The sequence below is a fragment of the Pseudomonas sp. NFR02 genome, assembly GCF_900119375.1.
Classification (GTDB): domain Bacteria; phylum Pseudomonadota; class Gammaproteobacteria; order Pseudomonadales; family Pseudomonadaceae; genus Aquipseudomonas; species Aquipseudomonas paracarnis.
Genome location: NZ_FPJJ01000003.1, coordinates 71,306 through 89,517, shown reverse-complemented (window position 1 = coordinate 89,517; position 18,212 = coordinate 71,306). Strand labels below are relative to the sequence as shown.

General features: G+C 61.5%; 13 protein-coding genes. 8 read left to right on the top strand and 5 right to left on the bottom strand.

Going from position 1 to position 18,212, the window contains the following annotated elements:
* Positions 1 to 81 precede the first annotated feature (81 nt).
* The 4 genes from BT199_RS10865 to dhaL all read left to right on the top strand — a co-directional run bounded on the left by BT199_RS10865 (position 82) and on the right by dhaL (position 3,786).
* Positions 82 to 837 carry an SDR family oxidoreductase gene (locus tag BT199_RS10865; protein ID WP_072434464.1) on the top strand — a complete coding sequence of 252 codons (756 nt, stop codon included), beginning with the start codon at positions 82 to 84 and terminating at the stop codon, positions 835 to 837.
* A 27-nt stretch (positions 838 to 864) separates the two neighbouring features.
* Positions 865 to 1,980 (top strand): erythritol/L-threitol dehydrogenase, encoded by a 1,116-nt coding sequence (locus BT199_RS10860; RefSeq protein ID WP_019817618.1) that lies wholly within the window; start codon positions 865 to 867, stop codon positions 1,978 to 1,980.
* A 156-nt stretch (positions 1,981 to 2,136) separates the two neighbouring features.
* Positions 2,137 to 3,138, top strand: a complete 1,002-nt coding sequence (locus BT199_RS10855; protein ID WP_072434463.1) for a dihydroxyacetone kinase subunit DhaK — start codon at positions 2,137 to 2,139, stop codon at positions 3,136 to 3,138.
* A gap of 3 nt (positions 3,139 to 3,141) precedes the next feature.
* Positions 3,142 to 3,786, top strand: a complete 645-nt coding sequence (dhaL, locus tag BT199_RS10850) for a dihydroxyacetone kinase subunit DhaL (protein WP_019817619.1) — start codon at positions 3,142 to 3,144, stop codon at positions 3,784 to 3,786.
* Between the two features lie 133 nt (positions 3,787 to 3,919).
* Here the strand turns inward: dhaL and sohB are convergent, their stop codons facing one another.
* Entirely contained in the window at positions 3,920 to 4,945 is a 1,026-nt protein-coding gene (sohB, locus tag BT199_RS10845) for a protease SohB (RefSeq protein WP_014718187.1), read from the bottom strand.
* Between the two features lie 194 nt (positions 4,946 to 5,139).
* Here sohB and BT199_RS10840 point away from each other — a divergent pair, with 194 nt between their 5' ends.
* The gene (locus BT199_RS10840) at positions 5,140 to 5,850 is read left to right on the top strand and encodes a histidine phosphatase family protein (RefSeq protein WP_014718186.1); all 711 of its coding nucleotides are present in this window, start codon (positions 5,140 to 5,142) and stop codon (positions 5,848 to 5,850) included.
* Positions 5,851 to 5,906: 56 nt separating this feature from the next.
* Positions 5,907 to 6,221, top strand: a complete 315-nt coding sequence (locus BT199_RS10835; RefSeq protein WP_014718185.1) for an SCP2 sterol-binding domain-containing protein — start codon at positions 5,907 to 5,909, stop codon at positions 6,219 to 6,221.
* A gap of 129 nt (positions 6,222 to 6,350) precedes the next feature.
* Here the strand turns inward: BT199_RS10835 and BT199_RS10830 are convergent, their stop codons facing one another.
* The gene (locus tag BT199_RS10830) at positions 6,351 to 8,987 is read right to left on the bottom strand and encodes an MGH1-like glycoside hydrolase domain-containing protein (protein ID WP_072434462.1); all 2,637 of its coding nucleotides are present in this window, start codon (positions 8,985 to 8,987) and stop codon (positions 6,351 to 6,353) included.
* Positions 8,988 to 9,185: 198 nt separating this feature from the next.
* Between BT199_RS10830 and BT199_RS10825 the strand changes: the two genes are divergently transcribed.
* Positions 9,186 to 10,562, top strand: coding sequence for a 2-oxoadipate dioxygenase/decarboxylase HglS (locus BT199_RS10825; protein ID WP_019817621.1), 1,377 nt, complete (start codon positions 9,186 to 9,188; stop codon positions 10,560 to 10,562).
* Positions 10,563 to 11,351: 789 nt separating this feature from the next.
* On the opposite strand, the gene BT199_RS10815 is transcribed toward BT199_RS10825, so the two are convergent.
* The gene (locus tag BT199_RS10815) at positions 11,352 to 11,576 is read right to left on the bottom strand and encodes a DUF465 domain-containing protein (protein WP_014718181.1); all 225 of its coding nucleotides are present in this window, start codon (positions 11,574 to 11,576) and stop codon (positions 11,352 to 11,354) included.
* Between the two features lie 175 nt (positions 11,577 to 11,751).
* On the opposite strand from BT199_RS10815, the gene tkt reads away from it, so the two are divergent.
* On the top strand, positions 11,752 to 13,794 hold the full coding sequence (tkt, locus tag BT199_RS10810) for a transketolase (RefSeq protein ID WP_072434461.1): 2,043 nt from the start codon (positions 11,752 to 11,754) through the stop codon (positions 13,792 to 13,794).
* A 103-nt stretch (positions 13,795 to 13,897) separates the two neighbouring features.
* On the opposite strand, the gene uvrA is transcribed toward tkt, so the two are convergent.
* Together uvrA and BT199_RS10800 are read right to left on the bottom strand one after the other, a co-directional pair.
* Positions 13,898 to 16,417: an excinuclease ABC subunit UvrA gene (uvrA, locus tag BT199_RS10805; RefSeq protein WP_072434460.1), complete on the bottom strand. Its 2,520-nt coding sequence runs from the start codon at positions 16,415 to 16,417 to the stop codon at positions 13,898 to 13,900.
* Entirely contained in the window at positions 16,414 to 18,126 is a 1,713-nt protein-coding gene (locus BT199_RS10800; protein WP_003191866.1) for an ATP-binding protein, read from the bottom strand. Before BT199_RS10800 ends, uvrA begins: the two co-directional genes overlap by 4 nt.
* Positions 18,127 to 18,212: the final 86 nt, after the last annotated feature.

Genomic DNA, 18,212 nt, shown 5'->3' with positions numbered 1-18,212 from the left:
ACGCTGCGCGTCACTTAACATCGGAACGCAGAGCGTTCCACGCGGCATTCCCCCGCAGAGCGTGGGAACGAGGAGTCATTCATGTCTGGTTTCTGGAACCAAGCCTTCGACCTCAGCGGCCGTTGCGCGGTGATCACCGGTGGCGCCGCCGGCATCGGCCTGGCCTGCGCCACCTTGCTGGCGGAACGCGGCGCAAGGGTGGCGCTGCTGGACCGCGATCCGGCCGTGGTCGAGGTGGCCGCCAGCCTGGGTGCCGGGCACCTGGGCATTGCCGTCGACCTCGGGAAGATCGACCAGATACAACCGACCGTCGACAAGGTGTTCGCACATTTCCAGCGCCTGGATTACCTGATCAACAGCGCAGGCGTGGTGCTGCTGGACAAGGCCATCGACGTCAGCGCAAGCGCCTGGGACACCACCCTGGACATCAACCTCAAGGCCAGCTTTTTCATGGCTCAGGCCTGCGCCAGGCACATGATCGCCCAGGGCAGCGGGCGCATCGTCAACCTGGCGTCCCAGGCCGCCGTGATTGGCCTGGACCGTCACGTCGCCTACTGCGCCAGCAAAGCCGCCATCGTCGGCATGACCAAAGTATTGGCCATGGAGTGGGCGCCGCAGGTGAACGTCAATGCTATCTCCCCCACCATCGTCGAAACCGCCCTGGGTAAAAAAGCCTGGGCCGGCGAGGTGGGTGAGCGGGCCAAATTGCAGATCCCGGCAGGTCGCTTTGCCCAGCCGGAAGAAATCGCCGGGCTGGCGCTGTACCTGCTCAGCGATGCCGCGCAGATGATCACCGGCGCCAACATGGTGATCGACGGCGGTTACAGCATTCAGTAATTCATCGTTATGTCGTGAGGTTTTGTCATGTCCACTGTCACCGAACGCACACCTGAACAACTCGCCCCGAGCATCCCGAAAACCATGCAGGCTGTGGTCTGCCACGGCCCGGAAGACTACCGCCTGGAAACCGTCGACGTGCCCACCCCCGGCCCCGACGAGATCCTGACCAAAGTCGAGCTGTGCGGCATTTGCATGGGCGATATCAAGACCTATCGCGGCGCGCCGTCGTTCTGGGGCGATGCCGAACAACCGCGCTACGTGAAGCCACCGATGATCCCCGGGCATGAGTTCGTGTGCCGCGTGGTCGCCCTTGGCCCAGGCGCCGAGAAGCGCGGCGTGGCCGTGGGCGACCGGGTGATCTCCGAGCAGATCGTGCCGTGCTGGGGCTGCCGCTTTTGCAACCACGGCCAGTACTGGATGTGCCAGAAGCACGACCTGTATGGCTTCCAGAACAATGTGCAGGGCGCCATGGCCCAATACATGATCTTCACCAAGGAAGGCATCATCCACAAAGTACCGGAATCCATCGCCCCCGATGAAGCGATCCTGATCGAGCCGCTGGCCTGCTCGCTGCACGCGGCGGAACGCGCCAATGTCGACCATGACGACATCGTGGTGGTCGCCGGCGCTGGCACCCTGGGCCTGGGCATCATCGGCGCGGTGCGGTTGCGCAACCCGAAAAAACTCATTGTGCTGGACATGAAACCCGAACGCGCCGCCCTCGCCCTGCGCCTGGGCGCCGATGAAGTGTGGAACCCGGCCGAGGTGGATGTGCTGGCGAAAATCCGCGAAATCACCGATGGCTACGGCTGCGACATTTATATCGAAGCCACCGGGCACCACAAGGCGGTGAACCAGGGCCTGGCGATGCTGCGCAAGCTGGGACGCTTTGTCGAATTCAGCGTGTTCAATGACGAGGCCACGGTGGACTGGTCGATCATTGGCGATCGCAAGGAGCTGGATATCCTCGGCTCACACCTGGGACCGTATATGTACCCAAGGGCCATCGACTTTATCGGCAACCGCAAGATCGACATGCGCGACGTGGTGACCCACAAGTTTGCGCTGGCGGATTTCAAGGAAGCGTTTGCAGTGATGGAGCGCGGCGATAAATCGCTCAAGGTTGTGCTCGAACCCTGATCTGAGTAACAACACAAAACCCTGTGGGAGCTGGCTTGCCTGCGATGACGGTGCATCAGTAAAAAATCCCCAGCTGACACACCGCCATCGCAGGCAAGCCAGCTCCCACAGTGGAATAGTGCCGCCCCTTAGAACAAGAACACAGGAACCCGCGTTATGAATCGAGTCATCAACGATCCCGACCAAGTGGTCGAAGACATGCTGCGCGGCATCCTGGTCGCGCACCCCGAGCTGCGCCAGTACGAAAGCAACCCACGGGTCATCGTCAAGGCCAAGCCCTCAGCCCAGGGCCGCGTTGGCATTGTCACCGGCGGCGGCTCCGGGCATGAGCCGGCGTTCCTCGGTTATGTAGGCCCAGGCCTGGTGGATGCGGTGGCCGTCGGCGAGATTTTTTCCTCGCCCACCGCCAAAAGCTTTTTCGACGCCTTCCGCGCTGCCGACCATGGTGCTGGCGTTGCCTGCCTGTATGGCAACTACGCAGGCGACAACATGAACGTGAAGCTGGCGATGAAAATGGCCGCCAGCAAAGACATGCGCATCCGCACGGTGGTCGCCAACGACGACGTGGCGTCCGCGCCCAAGGCCGACATTGCCAAGCGTCGCGGTGTAGCCGGGGAGATCTTCATGTGGAAGATCGGCGGTGCCGCCGCTGCCCAGCATTACGACCTGGACGGCGTGATTCGGGTGGCGCAGAAAACCGTCGACCACTGCCGCTCGATTGGTATCGGCCTTACGCCCTGCACCATCGCCGCGGTGGGCAAGCCGAACTTCCAGATTCCCGACGGGCAGATGGAATTAGGTATTGGCCATCATGGCGAGCCGGGCATCGAAGTCATCCCGATTGAACCGGCCGCCGCCATGGCCAAGCGCATGCTGGCGCCGATCCTCGCCGACCGCGATTTCAGCCAGGACGACAGCGTGGTGGTGCTGGTCTCAGGCCTGGGCGCCACCCCGGTGATGGAGTTGTATATTTTCTACGCCGAGGTGGAAAAACAGCTCAAGGCCAAAGGTTTGAAGATTCACCGTTGCTACGTGGGCAACTACTTCACTTCCCTGGAGATGATGGGCGTGACCTTGACCCTGCTCGGCCTCGACGCCGAGCTGAAAACCCTGATCGACCAACCCTGCCGCTCCATCGGCATGACCCAGGCGGAGTGAACCATGAGCCAGCATTTTTCCACCCATGATGGCAGCGCCATCGTCGCCGACCTGGTCAGCGTGATCGTGGCCAACCGGGAGTACCTCAGCGAAGTCGACGGCGCTATAGGCGATGGCGACCATGGCATCAACATGGCCAAGGGCTTTGCCCATTGCGGCCGCACGATCGAAGGCCGCCAACTGACCCTGGCCGAAGCTCTGGATGAACTGACCCTGAGCCTGATGGAAGGCATCGGCGGCTCCATGGGGCCCTTGTATGGCAGCCTGTTTATCGGCATGGCCGACGAAGTGCGCGGCAGTGAAGACATCGACGCCGCCACCTTCGCCCGCCTGCTGCGCGGCGGCTTGACCTCGCTGCAGGACATCACCGAAGCGGGCGTGGGCGACAAGTGCTTGATGGATACATTGATTCCGGCGGTAGAAGCCTTTGAACGGGCGCAGGCGTCGGGGCGTTCTTTCAGCGATGCACTCGATGCGATGAAAACGGCCGCCTCCCAAGGGCGGGATTCGACCAAGGACCTGGTGGCCAAGATTGGCCGGGCCAGTCGTTTGGGTGAGCGCTCCCTCGGCGTTCTGGATGCCGGGGCCGTGTCGTGCTGCCTGATCCTTACGCAGTTGGCGGACTCGATTAAACCCCGTTTAACCTGACATGACCGAAAACCAATGTGGGAGCGGGCTTGCTCGCGAATGCGGTATATCAGTCAGTAGATTTGCTGGCTGACACTCCGCATTCGCGAGCAAGCCCGCTCCCACAAGGGATTACCTGGTTTTCAGTACTGGCTTACCAGAACCGCTGCTGGGTCAAGCGGCTCCACCAGGTCAACAGCACCCGGTCCACCGAACCGCTGGCCGCCAGGCCCACGCGCTCTTGCAGGCTCTTACGCTCGGCATAGTGCAAGTGGAACACTTCGGCGGTCTTGGCCTTGGTAGCCAGGTATTCGTCGCTGGTTTGCAGCTCATCGACCAGTTGCTTGTCGAGGGCAGCGACGCCCAACCACACTTCACCGGTGGCCACCTCGTCAATCGCCAACTGCGGGCGGTAACGCGAGACGAAGTTCTTGAACAGCTGATGGGTGATGTCCAGGTCTTCCTGGAACTTCTCCCGGCCCTTCTCGGTGTTCTCGCCGAACACTGTGAGCGTGCGCTTGTATTCACCGGCGGTCAGCACTTCAAAGTCGATGTCGTGCTTTTTAAGCAGGCGATTGACGTTGGGCAACTGCGCCACCACGCCAATGGAACCGAGGATGGCGAAGGGTGCACTGATGATCTTCTCGCCGATGCAGGCCATCATGTAGCCGCCGCTGGCCGCCACTTTGTCGATGCACACGGTCAACGGCACGCCGGCCTGGCGGATACGCGCCAGTTGCGAAGAGGCCAGGCCATAGCTGTGCACCATGCCGCCGCCGCTTTCCAGGCGCAGCACCACTTCATCCTTGGGCGTGGCCAGGCTCAGCAGTGCGGTGATTTCATGGCGCAGGCTTTCGGTGGCCGAGGCCTTGATGTCACCGTCGAAATCCAGCACGAACACCCTCGGCTTGGGCTCGGGCTTCTTCTTGTCTTTTTTCTTTTCAGCTTTGCTTTCGGACTTGCGCAGGGCCTTGAGCTGGTCCTTGTCGAGCAGGCTCGACTCCAGGCGCTCGCGCAGGCCCTTGTAGAAATCATTCAGCTTGCTGACCTGCAATTGGCCGGCGGACTTACGACGACCTTTGCTGCGCAGTGCTGCAAAGCTGATCAGTACCACCAGAATAGCGACCACCAGGGTGACGGTCTTCGCCAGAAAGCTCGCGTATTCGGCCAAAAAATCCATATGTCTCCTTAAAAAATGCACTGCGCCGGGCGCGGATGGCCCCAGCATACCGACGCCACTGCGAAGGAGCCAGTGATCAAACCGCCAGCAGGCGGGCTCCAACGCGCTTTTAAAACAAGCGTATGTTTTTTCATTGACAGCTCGCAGGCATCCTCATAACCTCGCCAGACTTTCAACGTACCGGGAAAACGGACGTGGGCAGCATTTATCTGATTCGACATGGCCAGGCCTCCTTCGGTGCAGACGACTATGACGTCCTCTCGCCCGTTGGCGTGGAACAAGCGCAAGTGCTCGGTCGCCACCTGGCAGACCTGGGCATTGCGTTTGACCGCTGCATCGCCGGCGACCTGCGTCGCCAGCAGCACACTGCCAGCGCCACGTTCGATCAGTACAGCGCCTTGGGCTTGCCGGTTCCGGCGCTGGAAACAGATAGCGCATTCAACGAGTTCGACGGCGAAGCGATCATTCGCGGCCTGTTGCCCGACCTGCTCAGCAGTGAACCGGATGCCGTGCACATCCTGCGCAACGGCCCGCAGAACCGCAGCGAGTTCCAACGCATTTTCGCCCTGATCATCGAGCGCTGGCTGGCCGGCACCTATGACCCACCAGGGCTGGAAAGCTGGCTGGGGTTTGTCGAGCGGGTCCAGGGTGGCTTGCAGCGCATCCTGGAAGCCGCGAACCACACCGACAAAATCGCCGTATTCACCTCCGGCGGCACCATCACCGCCCTGCTCCACCTGATTACCCGAATGCCTGCCGCCCAGGCCTTCGAAATGAACTGGCAAATTGTTAACACCTCGCTCAACCAACTCAAGTTCCGTGGTCGCGAGGTGGCACTGGCTTCCTTCAACAGTCACGCCCACTTGCAACTGTTGAAGGCGCCGCAGCTCATCACTTTCCGATGAACTGTGGCCAACCGTGACCCCAAGGTCACTGGACTCTACCCTTAAGGATCGAAACCATGACTGACGTAGCTAAAGCCGTAGAAGCAATGAAAGCCAAATTCAACCCAAGCGCTGCCGAAGGCTTGGACCTGGTGTTCGGTTTCCGTATCGACGACACCAAGAATTTCTCGCTGGTGGTCAAGGACAAGACCTGCGAACTCAAAGAAGGCGAAAACCCTGACGCTCAGGTCACCCTGGTGATGGACAGCGAGACCCTGGAAGGCATCGTCGACGGCTCCACCGACGGCATGCAGGCGTTCATGGGCGGCAAGCTGCGCACCGAAGGCGACATGATGCTGGCGATGAAGCTGAGCGAGCTGTTCCCTTCCTGATTCACGGGTAACCCTGAATCTCTGTGGGAGCGGGCTTGCTCGCGAATGCGCAGTGTCAGCTAAATGCATCAGGCACTGAACCACCGCATTCGCGAGCAAGCCCGCTCCCACATTTGGTTTGTGGATTGCTCAGGGTTTTGGTTGTAACAGTAACGCCACCAACGCGCTCCACCCGGTCTGGTGTGAAGCCCCCAGCCCTCGCCCTGTCTCTCCATGAAAATACTCATGGAACAACACCAGGTCACGACTGGCCGGGTCCTCCTGCAACTGTGCATAGCCCGCCATCGACGGCCGCACCCCGTTTTCATCTCTTAGAAACAACCGCGTCAGCCGCTCGCTGAGGCTGTCAGCCACCTCCTCCAGAGACGCCAGATACCCACTGCCCGCCGGGTACTCCACGGAAAAGTTATCGGCGTAGTAGCGGTGAAACTCGCGCAACGATTCAATCAGCATGTAATTGACCGGCATCCACAGTGGCCCGCGCCAATTGGAGTTGCCACCGTACAAGCGTGAGTCGGACTCACCGGGCTGGTAACTGGCACACAAGGTGTCGCCATTCATCTTCAACGCCAGGGGCTGCTCGGCGAACGCCTTGGACAGGGCGCGCACGCCAAAGGCCGACAAGAACTCCTGATCATCCAGCATGCGCCGCAGCAAATCCTTGGTGCGTTCACCGCGCAGCAGCGCCAGCAACAGGCGGTTGCCCTGCCCCGGTTCGGTCCAGCGCGAAACCAGCTTGGCCAGGTCCGGCCGATGATGCATAAAGCCCAGCAGGCGCTCGCGCAAGCCTTCCAGGCCTTCATGCTCGCGCTGCTCCAGCACCAGCACCGCGAACAGCGGCATTAACCCGACGATGGAGCGCAGGCGCACCGGCTCGCTCTGGCCATCAGGGCGGTGCAGCACGTCATAGAAAAACTGGTCCTGCTCATCCCACAAGCCTTCGGCGCTGTCATCGACGCGGTTAATAGCGCCGGCGATGTAGAGGAAATGCTCGAAAAACTTCACAGCAATATCCACGTACACCCCATTACGCTTGGCCAACTCCAGGCCGATGCGCATCAGGTCTAAGGCATAGGCCGCCACCCAGGCGGTGCCGTCGGCCTGGTCCAACTGGTAACCCGTCGGCAACGGGGCCGAGCGGTCGAACAAGGCGATATTGTCCAGGCCCAGAAAACCGCCCTGGAACAGGTTGCGGCCCTCGGCGTCCTTGCGGTTGACCCACCAAGAAAAATTCAACAGCAGCTTGTGAAAGATCCGCTCCAGGAAATCCATATCGCCCACGCCGGTCAGCGCCTTGTCCTGCTGATATACGCGCCAGCTGGCCCAGGCATGCACGGGCGGGTTGGCGTCGTCAAAGCGCCATTCGTAGGCCGGCAATTGGCCGTTGGGGTGCATGAAGCGGTCCTTTACCAGCAACAACAACTGTTGCTTGGCGTAACCAGGGTCGATCAGCGCGATGGCCACCGCCTGGAAGCCTTGATCCCAGGAGGCGTACCACGGGTATTCCCAGGTGTCTGGCATCGACAGGATGTCGAAGTTGCACAGGTGCCGCCAATGAGTATTGCGGATATGCAGGCGCTCGGGCGGTGGCGCGGGCTGGGCCGGGTCGCCGTCAAGCCACTGGTTCACGTCGAAATAGTACAGCTGCTTGGACCACAGCAGGCCGGCCAGGGCCTGGCGTTGTACAGTGCGCGCATCGTCATCGGCAAGGCCCTGTTGCAACACCGAGTAGAAGTCATCGGCCTCCTGGCGGCGCTGTTCGAACAGTTTGCGCGCATTGACATCGGGCGCGCCCACCGGCGCAAAACGCAGGTAAAGGGTTTTGCTTTCCTGGCCTGCCAGTTCAAGGGTGAAATGCGCGGCCACCTTGGTACCGGCGTCCCGGCGAACGGCCGACTCAACCGCGCCCACCACGTAATCGTTAATGCCATCCTTGAATGGCCCCGGCGCCGGTTGCCCGTCCAGTTTGGGCCGATTGGTTTGGTTTTCGCAGAACAGCCACTGCAACCCGTCCTGGCCCCAGGCACTGAGGTGGCGATCATCGAGTTCATGATGACGCGCCAGAACCCGCTCGCCGTTCAGCCTCAAGCTGGGCTTGGGTGCATCGAAGGTCCAGCTCCAGTCATTGCGCGCCCAGAGCTGGGGCAGTACCTGGAGCCGTGTGGGTTGGTCCGAACGGTTATGCACGGTGACGCGCATGAAAATATCGTCGGGTTGATGCTTGGCGTATTCGACACTGACATCGCAGTAATGGTTATCTGCAAACACACCGGTATCAAGGATTTCATACTCGGCATCATCCAGCCCACGACGGGCGTTTTCGGCGATCAGGTCGGCGTAGGGAAACGCCGCATGGGGGTATTTGTAGAGCATGCGCATGTAGGCATGGCTCGGTACGCCATCGACGAAAAAGTACAGCTCCTTGACGTCTTCACCGTGGTTGCCTTCGGCGTTGTCGAGGCCGAACAGACGCTCCTTGAGGATTGCATCGCGCTCGTTCCACAGCGCCAGGCCCAGGCACCAGCGTTGGGCCTTGTCACTGAAACCGGCCAACCCGTCCTCGCCCCATCGATAGGCGCGGCTGCGAGCGTGTTCATGAGGGAAGTAGGCCCAGGCGTCACCGTCGGCGCTGTAGTCTTCGCGCACCGTGCCCCACTGGCGTTCACTCAGGTACGGCCCCCACTCGCGCCAACGTTCGGCGTGTTGCGTTGCCAGGCGCTGGCCTTCAATGGTGCCCAGCAGGTTGGTTACGGGTTTGGCCGTCATCGGGTCCTCCTTCACCTACACAGTGAGGCGCAGTGTAGAGCGCAATGACGCCCGCATGCACATGAAGACTTGGACGCAAGGTCAACTCATTCATTTGCAGAATGAAGTCCAGAGGAATCTTCGTTTGCAAGCCGGCCGGCCGCTCAACAAAATCGGGCAAAGGCCACGATCATCGCTCCAGTCATCAGGAATTTTTCTATGCACGCCACCGCCCATGTCAGCCCCGACGAGATCCGCAAGGGCTTTTCCAAGGCCATGTCCGACATGTATCGAGATGAAGTGCCCTTGTACGGCGCGCTGCTTGAGCTGGTGGCCCAGACCAATGCCCGCGTGCTCGACAGCGAACCGGGCCTGGCGCATCAACTGCAACGTACCGGCGAAATCCAGCGCCTGGACATGGAACGCCACGGCGCCATCCGCCTGGGCACCGCTGCGGAACTGGCAACCATCAGCCGTTTATTCGCGGTGATGGGCATGCAACCGGTGGGCTACTACGACCTCACCCCCGCTGGCGTGCCTGTTCACTCCACCGCCTTTCGCGCCGTGCATGAACATGCGCTGCAAACCAGCCCGTTTCGCGTGTTCACCTCATTGCTGCGCCTGGAACTGATCGAAAACCCCGACCTGCGTGCCTTCGCCGAAAGCGCCCTGGCCAAACGCTCGATCTTTACCGCCGAGGCGTTGGCATTGATCGACCAGGCAGAGACCCAAGGCGGCTTGAATGCCAGCGATGCCGAGGCCTTTATCCGCCAGGCCCTGGAGACGTTCCGCTGGCACCACACTGCCACGGTCACCGGCGCCCAATATCAGCAACTGAGCGACCAGCACCGCCTGATCGCCGACGTCGTCGCGTTCAAAGGCCCGCACATCAACCACCTGACGCCACGCACCCTGGACATCGACCAGGTGCAGGCGGCGATGCCTGGCAAAGGCATCACCCCCAAAGCCGTGATCGAAGGCCCACCTCGGCGCCAGTGCCCGATCCTGCTACGCCAGACCAGCTTCAAGGCCTTGGACGAACCCATCGCCTTCACCGATGCCCACGGCAGCCACAGCGCGCGCTTCGGCGAAATCGAACAACGCGGCGTCGCGCTTACGCCTAAAGGCCGCGCCCTGTACGACCAACTGCTGAACGCCGCCCGCGACGAACTCGGCACATTCCCCAATGAAGCCAACGCCGAACGCTATGTGCAATTGATGGAACAGCACTTCCATGCCTTCCCCGATAACTACCCGCAAATGCGCGAGCAGGGCTTGGCGTATTTTCGCTACTTCGTCACCGACAAGGGCTTGGCGGCACGCGGCCAGGTAGACCAGCCACGCACGTTGCAGACGCTGGTCAACGCCGGTCATGTGGCGGTGGAACCGCTGGTGTACGAGGATTTTCTGCCGGTCAGTGCGGCGGGAATCTTCCAGTCAAACCTGGGGGATGGGGCGCAGGGTCACTACGCGGGCAACTCCAACCGGGCAGCCTTCGAGCAGGCGCTGGGGCGCAGCACGATTGATGAGCTGCAGTTGTATGAGCAGACGCAGCAGCGTTCCATGGATATATGTGTTGAAACGCTGTTGAAATGACTGGATGCAAGACCGAACGCCAAGCGCCACGGCCTTGACGGTAACCACGATGCGAAGCGAGTCGCTCTTGATCTGCTTGTGATCTTGATCTGCTTGTGATCTTGATCTGCTTTTGATCTTGATGTTAGGCGCCCCGTCAAACCACGCTGGCCGGAATTCGACAGGGATTTGGGGGGTAAACCGGCAGGGATGCCGGTTTAGCCGCCCCGCGCCATGGATGGCGCGTGGCGGCGGCCCCCCAAATCACTGGCGGATTACGGGCACACCGAGCCCAAGCGAGGTGCCGAGTGGTGGGGCAAGAGCGTTTTGCTTACTTTTGCGCTTTTCAAAAGTGAGCCGCTGTAAAAGCGGAACCCTAAGTGGCCGTTACCGCAGGAATGGATATGTACCCGGTCCAACTGTGTTGACTGTCAGGCCGTCATCGCAGGCAAGCCAGCTCCCACAGTTTGATTGTGGGGTGTCAGGTGGATAGGCGTCGGCTGGGAGGCCGTCTTCGCAGGCAAGCCAGCTCCCACATTTGGATTGTGGGGTGTCAGGTGGATAGGCGTCGGCTGGGAGGCCGTCATCGCAGGCAAGCCAGCTCCCACAGGCAGCATTTGCAGCCGACCGATTCGGCCCTGTGTTGCATGAATTCTGAGGATGCCCACCCGGCTCAAACAACGCAATCCTTGCGCCGCAACAAGCCCCAGAGCCGAGTGGACGGGGCGCATCATAAGGAGTGAAACGGCATTTGTCCTCCAGACAATTCTGAACAAATGTGCACATTCCAAGTGTGTGGCGAGGGATTGCCTAACCCAGCCGCCCCACAATTTCGTCTTTGACCAATAGCCGTTTCTTCTTCAGCTTTTCCACATCCTCATCGCTGGCACTGGCTTTTTCCGCTTTTAGCACCTCAGCGTCGGCGTCGTCGTATTGAGTGAGCAGCGCATCCAACCGTTTGTCCTGCGCCCTGCGTTCGTGAACAACTTCCTTGCTCAACCCCAAGTCCTGATACAGGTCGTGTTTCACTGGCATGGCGTACCTCCACAGATTGATCGATGGTCTACGCCCTTGAAGCTAGCCCATTCCAACAGCTCTTGTCATGTTTGAGGCCAACAACGTCCCGTTCGTCGCGGCGCAAGCGATGGGATCAAACCTTTGCCCCGCCCCGCCCTCCACTGTAGATCGCCACCCCAGGGAGAACGGTTTTATGAATCACGTTGCCACTGCTGCCGACACCCAATGCATCAACACCCTACGCACCCTGGCCATGGATGCCGTGCAGAAGGCCAATTCGGGGCACCCGGGTACGCCCATGGGCCTGGCGCCGGTGGGTTATACGTTGTGGAGTCGCTTCCTGCGTTATCACCCCGAGCATCCTGACTGGCCCAACCGTGACCGTTTTGTGCTGTCGGTAGGGCATGCCTCGATGCTGCTGTATTCGCTGTTGCACCTGGCCGGCGTGGTGGAAATCGATGCCCATGGCCAGCGCTCGGGCGAGCCGGCCGTCAGCCTGGACGACATCAAGCAGTTCCGGCAGATCGGCTCCAAGACCCCAGGCCATCCCGAGTACCGCATGACCACGGGCGTGGAAACTACCACCGGGCCGCTGGGCCAGGGCTGCGCCAACAGCGTGGGCATGGCTATGGCCGAGCGTTGGCTGGGCCAGCGCTTCAACCGCGACGGCCAGGTGCTGTTTGACTACGACGTCTACACCCTGTGCGGTGATGGCGACATGATGGAGGGCATCAGCAGCGAAGCCGCGTCCCTGGCCGGGCACTTGAAGCTCGATAACCTGTGCTGGATCTATGACAACAACACCATCAGCATCGAGGGCCACACTGAGCTGGCGTTCAGTGAAGACGTAATCCAACGCTTCCAGGCTTATGGCTGGCACACCGTGCATGTCACCGACGCCAATGACTTGCAGGCCTTGAGCGTGGCGCTGGCAACCTTCAAGGCCAACACCGGCGCCCCCACCTTGATCGTGGTGGACAGCGTGATCGGCTACGGCTCACCGCACAAACACAACACCGCTGCGGCCCATGGCGAGCCACTGGGAGAGGACGAGATTCGCCTGACCAAGGCCGCCTATGGCTGGCCGCAGGATTCAAGTTTTCTCGTGCCCGAAGAGGCCCGCACACTGTTGCGCGATGCCCTTTACGAACGCGCCGAGCCGCTGTACGCCGAGTGGAACCAGACCCTCGCCGCCCTCGACCCGCAACGGGCCGATGAGCTGCAACGCATGCGCGCCGGGGAGATGCCCGAGCAATGGCAAGCACACCTGCCCTGCTTTGCCGCCGATGCCAAAGGCGTCGCCAGCCGTGCTTCGGGCGGCGAGGTATTGAATGCCTTCGCCCAACAAATTCCATGGCTGCTGGGCGGTTCGGCAGACCTGTCGCCCTCGACCAAGACCAACCTCACCTTCGACGGTGCCGGGCGTTTCAGCGCGGGTGACTACAGCGGGCGCAACCTGCACTTCGGTATCCGCGAACACGCCATGGGCGCAATTGCCAACGGCATGGCGCTTTCCTACCTGCGCCCGTACACCTCGACCTTCCTGGTGTTCAGCGACTACATGAAACCGCCAATCCGCCTGGCGGCGATCATGGAATTGCCGGTGATCTTCGTGTTTACCCATGACTCCATCGGCGTAGGCGAAGACGGGCCCACCCACCAGCCCATCGAACACCTGACCCAACTGCGTGCCACGCCGGGGCTGTTGACGCTACGGCCGGGCGATGCGAATGAAACCCTTGAGCTGTGGAAGGTGGCGCTGGCACAAACCCATCGGCCCAGCTGTATGGTGTTATCGCGCCAGGCATTGCCGACCCTCGACCGCAACCACTTTGCCGCAGCTTCCGGCGCGGCCAAAGGTGCGTATGTGTTGGCCGAGGCGGATCAACCGGAGGTCATCTTGATCGCCACCGGCAGCGAAGTGGGCCTGGCGGTGGCCGCCTATGAGCAGCTCAAAGACCAAGGCATTGGCGCTCGCGTGGTGTCGATGCCCAGTTGGGAGCTGTTTGAAGACCAGGATCAAGCCTACCGCGACAGCGTCCTGCCGCCTGCGGTAAAAGCCCGTGTAGTGGTGGAGCAGGCAGGGCCCTTGGGGTGGGACCGCTACGTCGGGCAGACCGGCGCCAAAGTGGTGATGAACAGCTTCGGCGCCTCGGCACCACTGGCCAAGTTGCAGGAGAAGTTCGGGTTTACCGTGGAGAATGTGGTGAAGCTGGCCAAAGAGCAGATCTTGTAGGAGCGAGCTTGCTCGCGAAGAACTCACAGGCGCCGCGTTTATTCAGGACGCACGCGTTATCGTTGACGTTTTTCGCGAGCAAGCTCGCTCCTACAGTTGGTTATTAGATCAGTTCTCTGGCCAGGAAGGGTGCGGTGCGGCTGTGTTTGCTCTTGGCAACCTTGTGGGGCGTGCCGCACGCCACTACCGTTCCGCCCAGGTCCCCTGCCCCCGGGCCGATATCAATCACCCAGTCACTCTGGGCCACCACGCGCATTTCATGCTCCACCACAACCACCGTATGCCCCGCCTCCACCAAGTGATTCAACTGGCTGAGCAAACGATCGACGTCCTTGGGGTGCAAGCCGGTGGTCGGTTCGTCCAAGACATACAAGGTGGCGCCCCGGGCGTTACGTTGCAGTTCAGTAGCGAGCTTGATGCGTTGGGCTTCGCCGCCGGAAAGCTCGGTAGCCGGCTGCCCCAGGCGCAGATAACCCAGGCCGATATCGCGCAGCACGACTAACGAGCGCAGGATGCCCGGTTGCTCGGCGAACACCTGCACCGCCTGCTCCACCGTCAGCCCCAGCACCTGGGCGATATTCAAGCCCTGCCATTTGATCGCCAGGGTGTCGGGGTTATAGCGCGCGCCGTGGCAGGTCGGGCATGGCGCGTACACGCTGGGCATGAACAGCAACTCGACGCTGACAAAACCTTCACCCTCACAGTTCGGGCAACGGCCCTTGGCGACATTGAAGGAGAACTGCCCGGCATCGTAATTGCGCTTTTTGGCCGCTGGCGTGGCGGCGAACAGTTTGCGCACGTTGTCGAACAGCCCGGTGTAGGTCGCCAGGTTGGAGCGCGGCGTGCGGCCGATGGGCTTCTGGTCCACCTGCACCAGGCGCTGGATGTGCTCCAGCCCGGCGCTGATGCGCCCGCCACTGGCTTGCGGTGCAGCATCTTCCAGGCTCGGTTCGTCGTCGCTTTCCAACACACGCCCCAGGCCCGTGCCCACCAGCTCCAGCAGCGCCTGGCTGACCAGGCTGGACTTGCCCGAGCCGGAAATACCGGTCACCGCGGTGAAACAGCCCAGCGGGAAATCCACGTTCAAATCTTTGAGGTTATTTCGCGTCACGCCTGTGAGCTTCAGCCACCCGGCCGGCTCGCGGCTTGGCGCATTGGCCGGGCGAGGTGGGGCAAACAGGTATTCACGGGTCTGCGAGGCCTCGACATCCGCCAACCCTGCGGGCGGCCCGCTGTACAGCACTTGCCCGCCATGCTCGCCGGCAGCCGGGCCCACGTCGATCAGCCAGTCGGCGCGGCGCATGGTTTCCAGGTCATGTTCCACCACAAACAGCGAATTGCCCGCGGCCTTCAAACGATCAAGCGCGGTGAACAATGCTTCGCCATCCGCCGGGTGCAGGCCCGCCGAAGGCTCATCGAGCACATAAATAACACCGAACAACTGCGAGCCCAATTGGGTAGCCAAGCGCAGGCGCTGCAGTTCCCCGGACGACAGGGTCGGCGTGCTGCGCTCCAGGGACAGATAGCCCAGGCCCAGTTCGATCAAGGTGTTGACCCGTTCGAGCAGGTCCTGGGCGATGCGTTGGGCCGCCAGGCGTTTTTCCACCGACAGCTTCATCCTGTCCTGTCCCGCGGCCACCGGCCGCAGCAACTCGGCCAATTGCGCCAAAGACAGCTGCGACAGCTCACCGATATCCACCCCGGCAAACTTCACCGACAACGCCGCCTGGGTCAGGCGCTTGCCCTCGCACAATGGGCAGGCACTGCCTTGCATGAACTGCGACACGCGCTTTTTCATCAGCGCGCTTTGGGTGTGGGCGAAGGTGTGCAGGATATAGCGCCGAGCGCCGCTGAAGGTGCCTTGGTAGCTGGGTTCGAGCTTGCGTTTCAACGCCTCGCGGGTCTGCTGCGGGGTGAAGCCGGCGTACACCGGTACGGTGGGGGTTTCTTCGGTGAACAGAATCCAGTCGCGCTGCTTTTTCGGCAAGTCGCGCCATGGGATGTCCACGTCATAGCCCAGGGTCACAAGGATGTCGCGCAGGTTCTGGCCCTGCCACGCCAACGGCCAGGACGCCACTGCACGTTGGCGGATGGTCAATGACGGATCGGGCACCATCAGCGCCTCGGTCACTTCATACACACGGCCCAGGCCATGGCATTGCGGGCACGCGCCCTGGGGCAGGTTCGGCGAGAAGTCCTCGGCGTACAACATGGCCTGCCCTTTCGGATAACGGCCGGCGCGGGAATAGAGCATGCGGATCAAGCTCGACAAGGTGGTGACACTGCCCACCGACGAGCGCGCACTGGGTGTACCGCGTTGCTGTTGCAGGGCCACGGCAGGCGGCAAGCCTTCGATGCTGTCTACGTCCGGCACGCCGACCTGGTCGATCAAGCGCCGCGCATAGGGCGCCACCGATTCGAAATAGCGGCGCTGGGCCTCGGCATACACTGTGGAAAACGCCAGGGACGATTTGCCGGAGCCAGACACGCCGGTAAACACCACCAGGGCGTCCCGGGGAATATCCACATCGACATTGCGCAAGTTATGTTCACGGGCGCCACGCACCCTGACAAAGCCCGCTTGCCGGGCGGTGAGCGGTGGGATGTTGCGCTGTGATGTCATGGGCAACCTTGTCTTGCGCTTAGCACCCTGCGCACGCGTTGGGTCAGGGCATCGGGGCTGTAGGGTTTGCTCAGCAGGTGGATATCGGCGCTGAGCAGATGATTGGAAGACAGAATGTCGCGGGTATGGCCTGAGGTAAACAGCACCGGCACCGGCGGGTTCTGCGCGCGGGCCCAGGTGGCCAGGTCGGTGCTCTTGACCCGACCGGGCATCACCACATCGGTGAAGATCAGGTCCGGCGACACGCCGCGCTGCAACACTTGCATCGCGCGGTCGCCATCCTCGGCAATCAGTACGGTATAGCCCGACTGCTGCAGCAACTCGACCACCGTCAGGCGTACGCCTTCATTGTCCTCGACCACCAGGATGGTTTCCTGGCCGCCGCCTTGCAGGTCCGCATCACTGTAGTCGTCGAAGCATTCAGGCTCCAGGCAGTGGGGGAAATACATCTGCACCACCGAGCCCTTGCCCTCCTCACTCCACATGTCCACGTGCCCGCCACTTTGGCGCACAAAACCGAACACCATGCTCAGGCCCAGGCCGGTGCCGTGGCCTTCGCGCTTGGTGGTAAAAAAGGGTTCGAATGCGCGCTTGAGGGTCGCCTCGGACATGCCCACGCCGGTGTCGGCCACTGCCAGGCGCACGTACTCGCCGGGCTTGATGCTTTTACCGATGCAATCGTCCGGGTTGAGGATGACGTTTTCTCCGGTGATACGAATCACACCCTCGCCCTGCATGGCATCGCGGGCGTTGATCGCCAGGTTGAGCAGCGCGTTTTCCAGCTGGTTGCGGTCGACATTGATGCACCAGGAGTCCTGGGGCAGTTGCACGTCGATATGAATGGTTTCCCCCAACGCCCGTTGCAACAGCTCGCCCAGGCCGGCGTAGATGCGCTGCGGGTTGTACACCGCCGGAGACAAGGGCTGGCGACGCGCAAAGGCCAGCAGTTGCGACGACAGCTTGGCCCCTCGCTCCACGGCGGCGATGGCCGCGGTGACGCGACGTTGCACCTGGGGGTTGTCCGGTTCATGCCTGGCGAGCAAATGCAGGTTGCCGGCGATCACTTGCAGCAAGTTATTGAAGTCATGGGCCACGCCACCGGTCAGGCCGCCAATCGCTTCCAGCTTCTGTGACTGGCGCAACTGGTCTTCTGCGGCCGACCGCGCCTGCACTTCAGCGGCTACGCGTTGCTCCAGATTATGGGTGAGCTCCTGGCGCACCCGCTCGGACTTCACCAGTTCGGTGGTTTCCACCACGATCGCCAGCACCCCGGCCGGCTGTTGGTTGTCACCGGCCACGGGGCTGTAATAGAGGTCCAGCCATACGCTTTCCGGTTGGCCGTGACGCGATAGCACCAGCTCCTTGTTATTGAACGACAAGGTGCCGCCCGCCAGGCACGTATCCACCACATGCCGATTGAACTCGGCCACCTCCGGCCAGCCCAGTTCGACCGGAGTGCCCAAGAGGTAGGGATGGCGCCCGCCGGCAAATGCCGAATAGCTGTCGTTGTAGATCATGTACCCTGCCCGCCCCCACAGCATCACCATCGGCACGGGTGAGGCGAGCATCATTTGCACGGTGCAAGCCAGGCTCGTGGACCACTGATCCAAGGGGCCAAGGTCGGTACTTGACCAGTCAAACGTGCGAATCCGCTGGGCCATTTCGCCGGCCCAGCCTTCACAGCCATGGGGGTTGGATAAAAATTGCATGATTGGGCTCTGTGCAGGGACAAGACAGTCGCAAGTTTTGGAGCGCGCCAGCGGTGGATGGTTTCATCCTGAACACAGAGGAATGC